This window comes from Phenylobacterium sp., assembly GCF_004799395.1.
In the GTDB taxonomy this organism is placed as follows: domain Bacteria; phylum Pseudomonadota; class Alphaproteobacteria; order Caulobacterales; family Caulobacteraceae; genus Phenylobacterium.
Genome location: NZ_SSMZ01000013.1, coordinates 1 through 11,749, shown reverse-complemented (window position 1 = coordinate 11,749; position 11,749 = coordinate 1). Strand labels below are relative to the sequence as shown.

General features: G+C 68.6%; 13 protein-coding genes. 7 read left to right on the top strand and 6 right to left on the bottom strand.

Going from position 1 to position 11,749, the window contains the following annotated elements:
- Positions 1-20: 20 nt before the first annotated feature.
- Both E8A12_RS00760 and E8A12_RS00755 read right to left on the bottom strand, forming a co-directional pair.
- Positions 21-1,331, bottom strand: a complete 1,311-nt coding sequence (locus E8A12_RS00760) for an Hsp70 family protein (RefSeq protein ID WP_293365843.1) — start codon at positions 1,329-1,331, stop codon at positions 21-23.
- Positions 1,332-1,463: 132 nt separating this feature from the next.
- Positions 1,464-3,755 carry an NADP-dependent malic enzyme gene (locus E8A12_RS00755; protein WP_293365842.1) on the bottom strand — a complete coding sequence of 764 codons (2,292 nt, stop codon included), beginning with the start codon at positions 3,753-3,755 and terminating at the stop codon, positions 1,464-1,466.
- A gap of 180 nt (positions 3,756-3,935) precedes the next feature.
- Here E8A12_RS00755 and E8A12_RS00750 point away from each other — a divergent pair, with 180 nt between their 5' ends.
- The 6 genes from E8A12_RS00750 to E8A12_RS00725 all read left to right on the top strand — a co-directional run bounded on the left by E8A12_RS00750 (position 3,936) and on the right by E8A12_RS00725 (position 8,299).
- A complete protein-coding gene (locus E8A12_RS00750) occupies positions 3,936-4,397 on the top strand; it encodes a hypothetical protein (RefSeq protein WP_293365841.1) in 462 nt (153 codons plus the stop codon).
- A 93-nt stretch (positions 4,398-4,490) separates the two neighbouring features.
- Entirely contained in the window at positions 4,491-4,826 is a 336-nt protein-coding gene (locus E8A12_RS00745) for a metalloregulator ArsR/SmtB family transcription factor (RefSeq protein ID WP_293365840.1), read from the top strand.
- Positions 4,823-5,296 (top strand): SRPBCC family protein, encoded by a 474-nt coding sequence (locus E8A12_RS00740; RefSeq protein WP_293365839.1) that lies wholly within the window; start codon positions 4,823-4,825, stop codon positions 5,294-5,296. Before E8A12_RS00745 ends, E8A12_RS00740 begins: the two co-directional genes overlap by 4 nt.
- A gap of 32 nt (positions 5,297-5,328) precedes the next feature.
- Positions 5,329-5,988 carry a glutathione S-transferase family protein gene (locus tag E8A12_RS00735; protein ID WP_293365838.1) on the top strand — a complete coding sequence of 220 codons (660 nt, stop codon included), beginning with the start codon at positions 5,329-5,331 and terminating at the stop codon, positions 5,986-5,988.
- 89 nt (positions 5,989-6,077) lie between these two features.
- On the top strand, positions 6,078-6,839 hold the full coding sequence (dapB, locus tag E8A12_RS00730; protein WP_293365844.1) for a 4-hydroxy-tetrahydrodipicolinate reductase: 762 nt from the start codon (positions 6,078-6,080) through the stop codon (positions 6,837-6,839).
- 5 nt (positions 6,840-6,844) lie between these two features.
- The gene (locus E8A12_RS00725; RefSeq protein ID WP_293365837.1) at positions 6,845-8,299 is read left to right on the top strand and encodes an amidase family protein; all 1,455 of its coding nucleotides are present in this window, start codon (positions 6,845-6,847) and stop codon (positions 8,297-8,299) included.
- On the opposite strand, the gene E8A12_RS00720 is transcribed toward E8A12_RS00725, so the two are convergent.
- Genes E8A12_RS00720 through coaBC form a run of 4 tightly spaced genes read right to left on the bottom strand, consistent with a single transcriptional unit; the run spans position 8,296 to position 11,097 of the window.
- The gene (locus tag E8A12_RS00720; protein ID WP_293365836.1) at positions 8,296-8,826 is read right to left on the bottom strand and encodes a GNAT family protein; all 531 of its coding nucleotides are present in this window, start codon (positions 8,824-8,826) and stop codon (positions 8,296-8,298) included. The genes E8A12_RS00725 and E8A12_RS00720 overlap by 4 nt on opposite strands.
- On the bottom strand, positions 8,823-9,461 hold the full coding sequence (locus E8A12_RS00715) for a hypothetical protein (RefSeq protein WP_293365835.1): 639 nt from the start codon (positions 9,459-9,461) through the stop codon (positions 8,823-8,825). Before E8A12_RS00715 ends, E8A12_RS00720 begins: the two co-directional genes overlap by 4 nt.
- On the bottom strand, positions 9,458-9,910 hold the full coding sequence (gene dut, locus E8A12_RS00710) for a dUTP diphosphatase (RefSeq protein WP_293365834.1): 453 nt from the start codon (positions 9,908-9,910) through the stop codon (positions 9,458-9,460). Before dut ends, E8A12_RS00715 begins: the two co-directional genes overlap by 4 nt.
- On the bottom strand, positions 9,907-11,097 hold the full coding sequence (gene coaBC, locus E8A12_RS00705; protein ID WP_293365833.1) for a bifunctional phosphopantothenoylcysteine decarboxylase/phosphopantothenate--cysteine ligase CoaBC: 1,191 nt from the start codon (positions 11,095-11,097) through the stop codon (positions 9,907-9,909). The genes dut and coaBC overlap by 4 nt, the downstream gene beginning before the upstream one ends.
- 137 nt (positions 11,098-11,234) lie before the next feature.
- Here coaBC and E8A12_RS00700 point away from each other — a divergent pair.
- A partial coding sequence (locus tag E8A12_RS00700) for a hypothetical protein (RefSeq protein ID WP_293365832.1) occupies positions 11,235-11,749 on the top strand: 515 nt, incomplete at its 3' end.

Here is an 11,749-nt window from a genome sequence, read left to right as displayed (position 1 = left end):
CAGCAGGGCGACATAGCCGGTCATGGGGCCTCCGAAGCTCGCATGGTCCAGCGGCCAAGGTCGCGCTCGCGGCCGATCAGCGCCAGACCTGAGGCGATGGATTCCAGTTCCGCACCGGTCTCGATCTTCGACGCATCGAAGCGGCGGTGGAAGATGGCGCGGACCGCAGGCACCAAAGACGAGCCGCCGGTCAGGAAGATGCGATCGACCTCGTGAGCCGCGAGCTTGGCGTTGGCCAGGGCCGCATCCACCGCCTTTTCGATCAGGGCCAGCTCCGGGGCGATCCAGCCCTCGAAGGTCGCGCGGCGCACGCCGCCCTTCAGCGAGATCGTACCGGCTTCGAATTCGAAGAGGGCTGCCTCGTCCGCCGACAGGGCCTCCTTCAGGTGGCTGACCGAGCGGTAGAGCTGGTAGCCGTAGTTCTCGTCCAGGGTCTCAACCAAGCGCTCAATCTTCTCCGGTTCGACCGCCTCGCGGACAAGGCTGCGGATCTCGCGCATGTCGCGACTGGCGCGCATGAGGGCCAACTGGTCCCAGCGGGCGAAGGCCGAATAGTAGCGGTTGGGGATCGGCAGGGTCTTTCCGAAGCTCGTGTAGCTCGAGCCCTTGCCCAACGCCGGCGAGACCAGGTTGTCGATGATCCGGTAGTCGAAGGCGTCGCCCGCCACGCCGACGCCGGAGCGGCCCAGGGGGTGGCTGCGGATCTCGCCGGCCTCGCGCTCGAAGCGGATGATCGAGAAGTCCGACGTGCCGCCGCCGAAGTCGCCCACCAGCACGGTGGCGTCATGGTCCAACTCGCGGGCGAAGAAGAACGCCGCGCCCACGGGCTCATAGGCGTAAAGGATCTCTTTGAACCCCAGCCGCTCGAACGCCGTCTCGTAGCGCGTGAGCGCCAGCGGCTCGCTTGGCGCGCCGCCGGCGAAGGTGACCGGGCGGCCGACGATCACACGTTCCGGCAGTTCGGCCATCCCGGCGTCGGCGTAGGCGCGGAGCTTCAGGAGGAAGGTGGAAAGCAGGTCCTCGAACCGGTAGCGGCGGTTGAGGATCGTGGTCTCGCTGAAGCTTTCCGAAGCCGCGAAGCTCTTGAACGACTGCATGAAGCGGGTCTCGGCAGGATCCTCCACATAGGCCTCGATCGCCCAGGGCCCGGCGGCGATGGCGCGATCGTTGGGCCGGTCGCCCGCGTGGAAGGATAGGCAGGAGCGGAACGCGAAGAGCTCGCCTTCCGGCGCCGGGAACTTCACCAGATGCGCCGGCCCGGACGCGTCGGCGAGCGCTACGACCGTGTTGGTCGTGCCGAAGTCGATGCCGAGACTGAGGGCCGAACTCATCACGCGCTCCACGAGGCCAGTTGCTCCCCTTCGGGTGCTGTCACCGAGGGTGACTGAGGGGGTCCTCAACGGTCTGAGCCGAAGCCCCACCGACGCTTCGCGCCACCTCCCCCGAAGGGGAAGCGTCGGACGTCAGCCCTCACTCTCCACGAACTGGCGCTCGTAAGCGCAGACCGTGGCCATCTGCAGGATCTTCGAGACCGAGGCCGACAGCGGGCAGATCTGCACGGCGCGGTCGAGTCCCAGGAGGATCGGGCCGATCACCGTGGCGCCGCCCAGGGACTGGATCAGCTGGGTCGAGATCGCGGCGGAGTGCACCGCCGGCATGATCAGCACATTGGCCGGGCCGGTCAGGCGCATGAACGGGTAATTGCCCCGGCTCTCGGGCTCCAGGGCCAGCTCCGGCGGCATCTCGCCCTCGTATTCGAAGTCGACGCCGTCCATCTCGTCGAGCATGGCGACCGCCTCGCGCACCTTGTCGGAGCGCAGGCCCATGGGATTGCCGAAGGTCGAGTAGCTCATAAAGGCCACGCGCGGCTCGTAGCCCAACACCCGCACGGCGCGGGCCGCCTCCTGCGCGATTTCCACCAGGTCCTCGGCCTCCGGCATCTCGGTGATCGAAGTGTCGGCGATGAACAGGGTCCGCCCCTTGGCCAGCACGACGCTCATGCCGATGATCCGTCCACCCGGCGCAGAATCGACGACCTGCAGCACCTCCTCCAGCACCTGGTCGAAGGCCCGCGTCACGCCGGTGACCATTCCGTCGGCGTCGCCCATGGCCACCATCGAGGCGCCGAAGGCGTTGCGGTCCTGGTTGATCAGCCGCTGGACGTCGCGGCGCAGGTAGCCGATGCGCTGCAGCCGCTCGTAGAGATGATCCACATAGGCCTGGTTGCGGTGCGACAGCCGCGCGTTGAGGATCTCGAGCTTGGCCTCGGCCGGATCGAGACCGACCGAACGCATGTTCTCATGCACCAGCTCCTCGCGCCCGATCAGGATCGGGACGCCCAGCCCGGCGTTCTGGAAGGCGTAGGCCGCGCGGATCACACTGGGCTCCTCGCCCTCGGTGAAGACGATGCGCTTCTTCGGCGCCGACAGCACCGCGCCCTGCAGTTTCTGCAGGAAGGCCGCCGTGGGATCCAGCCGCTGAGCGAGGCTGGCGCGGTAGGCGTCCATGTCCTCGATCGGCTTGCGGGCCACGCCGGTGTCCATCGCCGCCTGGGCGATGAACGGCGGGATGTACCAGATCAGCCTGGGGTCGAAGGGCGTCGGGATGATGTACTGCGGCCCGAACTTCAGCTGCACGCCCTGATAGGCCGCGGCGACCTCGTCGGGCACATCCTCGCGCGCCAGCATGGCCAGCGCGTTGGCGCAGGCGATCTTCATTTCCATGTTCACACGCCGCGCCCGCACGTCGAGCGCGCCGCGGAAGATGTAGGGGAAGCCCAGGACGTTGTTGACCTGGTTCGGATAGTCGCTGCGCCCGGTGGCGACGATGGCGTCAGGCCGCACTTCATAGACCTCCTCCGGCCGGATCTCCGGATCGGGGTTGGCCATGGCGAAGATCACCGGATTGGGGGCCATCAGCTTGATGTCCGCCTGGGTGATCGCGCCCTTCACGGAGGTGGCGATCAGCACGTCGGCGCCGGTCAGGGCTTCCTGCAGGGTGCGCTTGTCGGTCTCCACGGCATGGGCCGACTTCCACTGGTTCATCGCCTCGGAGCGGCCCCGGTAGACGACGCCCTTGGTGTCCACGGCGATGCAGTTGTCATGCGGCACGCCCATGGCCTTCAGGAGGTCGAGGGTGGCGATGCCGGCGGCGCCCGGGCCGTTCAGCACCACCTTGACGTCCTTCAGCTCGCGGCCGGTCAGGTGGCAGACGTTGATCAGGCCGGCGGCGGAGATGATCGCGGTGCCGTGCTGGTCGTCATGGAACACCGGGATGTCCATGAGCTCCTGCAGCGCCGACTCGACGATGAAGCACTCCGGGGACTTGATGTCCTCCAGGTTGATGCCGCCGAAGGTCGGGCCGATGTTGCGCACGACCGTGATGATCTCATCCGGATCGGTGGCGGTGATCTCGATGTCGATGGCGTCGACGTCGGCGAACCGCTTGAAGAGCACGCCCTTGCCCTCCATCACCGGCTTGGCCGCCAGCGGACCTAAGTCGCCGAGGCCCAGAATCGCCGTGCCGTTCGACAGCACCGCCACCATGTTGCCCTTCGAGGTGTACTCGTAGACCAGGTCCGGGTCCTTCGCGATGGCCAGGACCGGCACCGCGACGCCCGGCGAATAGGCCAGGCTGAGGTCGCGTTGGGTCGCCATCGGCTTGGTCGCGGCGATCGCGATCTTTCCCGGCGTCGGAGACCGATGGAAGGCGAGGGCTTCCTCGTCGGTAAAGGTGCGTTTCTCGGCGTCGCTCATGGCGGCGGCGGGTCCTTTAGGCGTCGGTTGCGATGAGGTTTCGGAACCTACAGACCCGCGCCGCGCGAAACAACCTCAGTCAAGCTTCGCTGTCGCAGGACGGGGCTTGCACAGCGGAACCATTCGCGCCCAGGCCTGTTGGAAACGTGGCTGGGGGGAGCTCGTGAACGGGAGCACCTCATGAAGATTCAACTCACCTACGCGGCGGCCATGCTGGCCGCATCGATGATACTCAGCGGCCAGGCCATGGCCCAGGCCGGGCTTCAACCCACGCCGCCCACTTCGACGCCGCTGACCGCCCCGCCATCCGCAGCGCCCCTTCCGCAGGCCCAGGCGCCTATGCCCGGCCAGCCCTCGGCGGCGACGCCGCCGGTCTCCAGCGCTACGGCCCCGACCGGCGCCGGCGCCGACACCTCGGCGAGGGCCGCCGGCGGCGCCAGCCTGATGACCGGCATGTCGGTGAAGGACAACACCGGCGCCCTGATCGGCGAAGTCAGCGGCCTGAAGAACGGCGTCGCGACCATCAAGATGGGCGCCGACACCTTCACGGTGGATAGCGACAAGCTCGGCGTCTCCAACGGCGTGGCCAATATCAACGCCAGTCAGGCCGAACTAAAGAAGATGCTGCCGCCCAAGAAGTAGACTGGCGCGTTCGGGGACGGGCGCACCTGTCCCCCTTCGGCCACCCCGAACGGGTGGCTTGACTCTTATGTTAGTTGTGGCTTACGGTAAGCCATGGCTAACAATCTTGCTTTTGCAGCCCTGTCCGACCCGACCCGCCGGGAGGTGTTCGAACGCCTCGCCGCCGGCCCCAGCGCCGTGGGCGACCTGGCTCGGGGCCTGCCGGTCAGCCGGCCAGCCGTTTCGCAACATCTGAAAGTCCTGAAGGAGGCGGGCCTCGTGACCGACCGGCCTGACGGCGCGCGACGGGTCTATCAGATCGACCCGCAGGGGCTGGGGCAGATCCGCGCCTGGCTCGACCGCTTCTGGGATGTCGCCCTCGACGCCTTCAAGGCCGAGGTGGAACGATCCGAAGCCGCCTCCATCAAATCAGACGAGGACAGGACGTGAGCCAGACGATCAAACCCGCCGCGATCGCCAAGACCTTCGCCGTGGGCGCCACGCCGGAGCGGGCGTTCAAGGTGTTCACCGCCGGCTTCGGCGGCTGGTGGCCCAAGACCCACTATGTCGGCGACTCCCCGCTGACCGGCGCGGTGATCGAGCCGCGGGCCGGCGGGCGCTGGTACGGCGAACACGAGGACGGCGTGGAGCGCCTGTGGGGCGACGTGCTCGTCTGGGACCCGCCCGGCCACCTGGTCCTCGCCTGGCGGCTGAACGCGGAATTCGCCTACGACCCGGCCCTGCTCACCGAGGTGGACGTCCATTTCACCGCGGTCGGCGATGCCGAGACCCGCATCGATTTCGAACACCGCGGCCTCGAGCGCTTCGGCGACAGCGAGGCGGCGAAGAAGACACTCACCTCCATGGACGGCGGCTGGAGCCTGATCCTCGACAGCTTCAAGGCCGTCGCCGACGCCTGACCATCCCTCTGCATCCGAGAAAGGAGAGTTCCATGTCCGACCCAATTATCGTCCACGGCATTCCCGGCAGTCCTTACGTCCGCAAGCCCTTGCTGGTCTGCGAAGAAAAGGGCGCGCCCTACCAACTGGCCGCCATGTCCTTCGGCGCCGCGGCCCACAAGACGCCGGAATACCTGGCGCGCAATCCGTTCGGCCGCATCCCGACGATCGAGCACGGCGACTTCGTGCTCTATGAATGCCAGGCGATCGCCCGCTACATCGACCAGGTGTTCGACGGGCCCAGCCTGACACCGACCGACCCGCGGGCCCAGGCGCGGATGAACCAAGTGATGAACATCGTCGACTGGTACGTCATGCCCTCGATCAGCATCGGCATCGGCTTCAACCGGGTGGTCAAGCCCAAGTTCGGCATGACGCCGGACGAGGAGAAGGTCGCCGAGTCCGTGCCCCTGGCGCGGACCTGCATCGCGGCCCTGGAGGATATCCTGGCCGCCAAGCCCTACTTCGCCGGCGATGCGGTCTCGCTGGCCGACCTCTTCGCCTACGGCCACTTCGAGTTTCTGGCTGAAACGCCGGAAGGCGCCGACCTGCTGGCGGGCTCGCCCCTGCTGGGCTGGATGGAGCGCATGGCCACGCGGCCCAGCGTGCTGAACACCACCTGGGACCGGCTGGCCGAGGCCGCGGCCGCCTGACGACGTCCGAACTGGGATTGACCCAACCCTCCTGCGCGGGAGACTAACGGCCCCGTGCAGGAGTAAGGCCGCTGCCCAACGCCGCCCCCATCAAGATCGCCGTCGCCGGCGCCCTCGGCCGCATGGGCCGGGCCGTGACCCAGACCGTCGAGGCCCAGCCCGGACTGGCGCTGGCCGCCAGCTTCGACCGCCCCGGACTGACCGGCGAGGTGCTGATGAGCCAGGATGCGGCGCTCGAAGCTGTCGACGTGATCATCGACTTCACTAACGCCGCCGCCTCAGCCGAGCTGGCGAGCGCCTGCGCGGCGCGGGGCGGCCCGGCCCTGGTGATCGGTTCCACCGGCTTCGACGAGGCTCAGCTTGCGGCCATCGCCGAAGCGTCACGGAAGATCGCAATTGTCCGCGCCGGCAACTTCTCGCTTGGCGTCAACATGCTGATGGGGCTGGTCGAGCAGGCCGCGCGACGGCTCGGCCCGGACGCCTATGACATCGAGATCTTCGAGGCCCATCACCGGCGCAAGGTCGACGCGCCCTCAGGCACGGCGCTGATGCTGGGCGAGGCGGCCGCGCGGGGCCGCAACGTCGAGCTCGGCAAGGTGGGGCGCCACGCCCGGGATGGGATCACCGGCCCGCGCCCGGCCGGCGAGATCGGCTTTTCGGTGATGCGCGGCGGCGGGCTGATCGGCGAACACAGCGTCACCTTCGCCGCCGACGACGAGATCCTGACGCTGTCGCACTCGGCCCGCGATCGGGGCCTGTTCGCCCGCGGCGCAGTGGTAGCCGCCCGCTGGGTGGCCGGCCGGCCACCCGGCGAGTACGACATGCGCGACGTCCTGGGCCTGTCCGACTGACGCCGATGGCCCTGGATCCGGACGACGATCTCCTCAGCCTCGACGCCACCGGCCAGCTGGCCGCGCTGGCCAAGAAGAAGGTCTCGGCCGCAGAACTGCTGAAGGCCGCGCTCGCCCGCCACGAACAGACCCACAAGCGGCTGAACGCGGTGGTCGCCGTCGACCTGGAGCGCGCCCTGCAGCACGCCCGGGCCCTCGACGAGATGCGCGCAAAGAAGGAGACCCTGGGCCTCCTGGCTGGCCTGCCGATGACTGTGAAGGACACCTTCGACGTGGTCGGCATGCCCGCTTCATCCGGTCTGAAACACTACCGCCAGCGCCAGGCGGAGGACGCCGCGACCGTGCGTCTCGCCAAGCACGAGGACGCCGTAATCTGGGGCAAGACCAACATCCCGGTGCTGGCTGGCGACTGGCAGGCGTTCAACAAGCTCTACGGGACTACCAACAATCCCTGGGACGAAAGCCGGACCTGCGGCGGCTCCTCCGGCGGCGCGGCGGCGGCCCTGGCGGCGGGTGTCACGGCGCTGGAGATCGGCTCCGACATCGGCGGGTCGCTGCGCGTGCCGGCCAGCTTCTGCGGCGTCTACAGCCACAAGCCGACCTGGGGCCTGGTCAACCAACGCGGCCAGGTGCCGCCCTCTCCGGGGTCCTGGAGCGAGCGCGACCTGAACGTGGTCGGGCCCATGGCGCGCTCGGCCCGCGACCTGCGCCTTTTGCTGTCGATCCTCATCGGCGGGGGGCCGCTGGCGGCCCGTGCCCCGGCCGCCAGCCTCAAGGACGCCAAGATCGCGCTCTGGCTCGAAGAGCCCAGCTTCCCGCTGGATCCCGAGGTCCGCACCGCCATCGAGACGTTCGCGGAAGATCTGAAGACCGCCGGCGCCGAGGTGACGCCGATCGCCTCGCCCCTGCACATGCCGACCCTGATGAGCGCCTACCAGACCCTGCTGGGCGCGATCATCGGCGAAGACATGCCCGACGGGACGATTCGGGCCATGGAGCGCATGCGCGGCATAGCCCGCTGGCAGCTGTCGCGCGGCGCCGGCCCGACCTCGACGGCCGCCATGACGCTCGCCTATACCGCCACGCACCGCGAGTGGCTGGCCGCAGACGCGGTGCGCAACCGGCTGAAGAACGAGATCGGCGAGGTGTTCGGCCGCTTCGACGCCATACTGGCGCCGATCGCGCCGGTCACGGCCTTCCCGCACGACCACCGGCCATTCGTCCGGCGCCGGCTGGCCGCATCGGACGGCTCGTCCATCCCGTACGCGTCGATGTTGAACTGGATTTCCCTGGCCACCGCCCTGCACCTGCCGGCGACAGCGATCCCCGTGGGCAAGGCCGCATCGGGCCTGCCCGTGGGCGCCCAGCTGATCGGCCCGCTCAACGGCGACGGCAAGACACTGGCGCTCGCCCAGGCCATCGACGAGAACATCCGAGGGTTTGCGGCGCCGGCGATCTAGGGCGCGAGCCTCGCATAGAGCCATTGGTCCCAGTAGCGGCCCTTCCAAAAGGCGTGGTCCCGCAGGGTCGCCTCGCGCTGAAACCCAAACCGCTCAAGCAGAGCCGCGGAGGCGAGGTTGCCCGGCGTCACCGTCGCCTCGATCCGGCGCAGGCCCAGCATTCCGAAGCCGTAGTCAAGCAGCGCAGGCAGCACTTCGGCCATCACTCCGCGCCGCCAGCGGCTGCGGACCACATTGTAGGATACCTCCCCGCGCGACCCACGCTCACGCACCAGCCCCGCAAAGCCCGCCGTACCCACAAACGCTGCGTCCTGATCGCGGATCGCCCACCAAAGACCGCCGCCGGACGCCAGGAGTTTGTTCGCCCAGCCGATCATCGCATCCGCTGCGGCCAGGTCGGCCATCGGCTCGATGTCCATGAAAGCCACCGTCTCCGGGTCCGACAGATGGTCGAACAGGTCTTGGCGGTCCGGCAAGCAGAGTGGCGTCAGCGTGAAATTGGCCGATATAACGCGGGCCGCATTCACGGTTTGGCCGGCGGCGGGTTCTGGCGCGACCAGAGGGCGTCAACCGCGGCCTGGAGGTCGCCGGTCACGCCGCGGCGCACGAGCGACAACCCCTCCATCTCCACCTTGTCCGAGCGCAACACGCGTGGGTGGGTGGAGTAGCCGATCAGATAGATGGCCTGGTCGGTCTTGTTCTGCCCATCCTCGATGAAGCTGGTGGCGACGCCGACCGGCAGGCGGCCCTGGTGGCGCTTGTCGCCGCGGGCGTGGAGGGCCTTGGCGAGACCGTCCTCGAACCAGCCGGCCTCGATGCGCGGGTTGCCGGTGGTCTGCACCGCGTCTGCGCGGATCTCGCTCGGGAAGCTGATCGCCTGGGTCTGGATCACCTGTTCGGAATGCACCGTGGTCAGGCGAAGGCGATCGCCGTTACCTTCGGGCGCGCCCGTCATCAGGAAGGAGAGTTTCAGCGCTCCCGCCTGGGCCTCCGCCTTCTTTTCCCGCGCCTCGGCGGCCCGCTCCTGAGCCGTCTGCGTGCGCTCGCGGTGGGTGTCCCAATAGCCGAGCGCGGCGATCACCACGGCGACAATGCCGACCAGCTCCGCCAGCGAGAGCCAGCGGAACGGCAGGCGCTTCTTGCGGGGCGCAGGATCGCTCATCGGCCGGTAGAACCGAACCCGCCGGCGCCGCGCGTCGTCTCGTCCAGGCTCTCGACCTCGGCCCAGGCGGCTTGCACCACGGGGGCGATCACCAGCTGGGCGATGCGCTCGCCCCTGCGGATGACGAAATCCTCCTCGCCGAGATTGATCAGGATCACCTTCACCTCGCCACGGTAGTCGGCGTCGACCGTGCCCGGGGAATTGAGGCAGGTGACCCCGTGCTTGAACGCCAGGCCGGAGCGCGGCCGCACCTGGCCCTCGAAGCCGGGCGGAAGCGCAAAGGCGAGACCGGTCGGCACCGGAAAGCGCGAGCCGGGCCGCAGCACCAGGGGCTCGTCGTCCGGGACGGCGGCGCGCAGGTCCATGCCCGCGGCCTGGGCGGTCTCGTAGGCCGGCAGCGGCAGGCCCTCGCCATGCGGCAGGCGGGTGATCGGGACGGTTGGGTTCACTGGAACTCCTGAGCGATGCGGTCGGCCAGCTTGCGCGCCACAGCGCCCTTGGCCATCCGATCCCATCGCTCGATTCCGCCCGTGGTGACGAGGGCTACGGCGTTGTCGTCGCCGCCCATGGTCCCCGCCACGCTGACATCATTGGCGACGATCCAATCGCAGCGCTTCTTCCCCAGCTTAGCCTTGGCGTGAGCCTCCACGTCGTTCGTCTCGGCGGCGAAGCCGACCACCAGCTTCGGGCGTCGGTCGCCCTTCGACAGGGCGGCAAGAATGTCGGGATTTTCCACAAGGGCCAGGGGCGCAGGCGCGCCGCCGTCCTTCTTCAGCTTCTGGCCGCCCGCCTCGGCCGGTCGCCAGTCGGCCACCGCGGCCACGCAGACGGCGACATCGGCCGGCAGCGCCGCCTCGCAGGCCGCCAGCATGTCGCGCGCGCTCTCCACGTCGACGCGCTTGACGCCGATGGGCGCCGCCAAGGCCGTCGGGCCGCTGACCAGGGTCACCTCGGCCCCCAGAGCGGCCAGGGCGCCTGCGATGGCGTAGCCCTGCTTGCCGGAGGAGCGATTGGTCAGCATCCGCACCGGATCGATGGCTTCGATGGTCGGACCCGCGGTGACGATGGCGCGCCTGCCGGCCAGCGGACGGCCGCCCGGGCCGAGTGCGGCCATGATCGCCTCGAAGATCACCGGCGGCTCGGCCATCCGGCCCGGCCCGAATTCACCGCAAGCCATCGCGCCCTCGTCGGGTCCCACGAAGCTGACGCCATCGGCCCTCAGCACAGCCAGATTCCGCTGGGTGGCGGCATGCAGCCACATGCGCACGTTCATCGCCGGGGCCATCAGCACCGGCTTGTCGGTGGCCAGCAGGGTGGTGGAGGACAGGTCATTGGCCAGGCCGTGCGCCGCCTTGGCCATCAGGTCGGCCGTGGCCGGCGCCACGACGACCAGGTCTGCGGAACGCGACAGCTCGATATGGCCCATCTCAGCCTCGTCGGTCAGCGAGAAGAGCTCGGAATAGACCTTGTCCTCGGCAAGCGCCGACAGCGACAGGGGCGTGACGAAGTGCGCGCCCGCGGCGGTGAGGATCGGCCGAACGCCGACGCCAGCCTTGCGCAGGAGGCGCGTGAGCTCAAGCGCCTTGTAGGCCGCGATCCCGCCGCCGACGATCAGGAGAATTCGCTTCTGGTCCAAGGCGTTCAGCCCCTCGTCGACGCGCGCTCGACTTACGGCAAATGGGGAGCCGCGACAAATCCCGCAATTTTCGACTCGACAGCTGTTTCAGGTTGTTCTTTCTTTGTTCCAGCTCTGCTGTTGTGGGGGAAAGGGTGATGGCTGGGTTGAGGAAAGCGCTGCCTCGGGCGCTGGGAATTTCGGCGCTGTCTCTCCTGGGCGCCTGTGACACCGGCCCCTCGGCGGTGAGCAAGGAGGCCGCCGATCCGGAGGCGGCCTCGGCCAGCGCGCCGGAGCGGTCCTACGGGTCCGACCGCCGGAGCGGCTACGACGACGGCGCGCCCAAGGTCGACCACCGCAAGGACGAGGTGGCGAAGGCCGATGACGGAAAGCCCGTTTGGGCGTCCAGCAAGCGGTTCACCGCCGACGAGGGCGCTCAAAAGCAGTTTGAGCGCGATGGGGCGTCCGTCGACGCCAAAACGGTCGACCAGTATGTGAAAAAGGCTCACGCCTTCGTCGGCCACCCGCCCAAGGGCACGCTGACGCTCACCCGCAAGAATGGCGACATCCTCTACTATGACCCCAAGGGCAACATCTTCGCGGTGGCCAGCAAGGACGGCGCGCCTCGCACTATGTTCAAGCCGGACGACGGCATGGCCTACTGGGAAAAGCA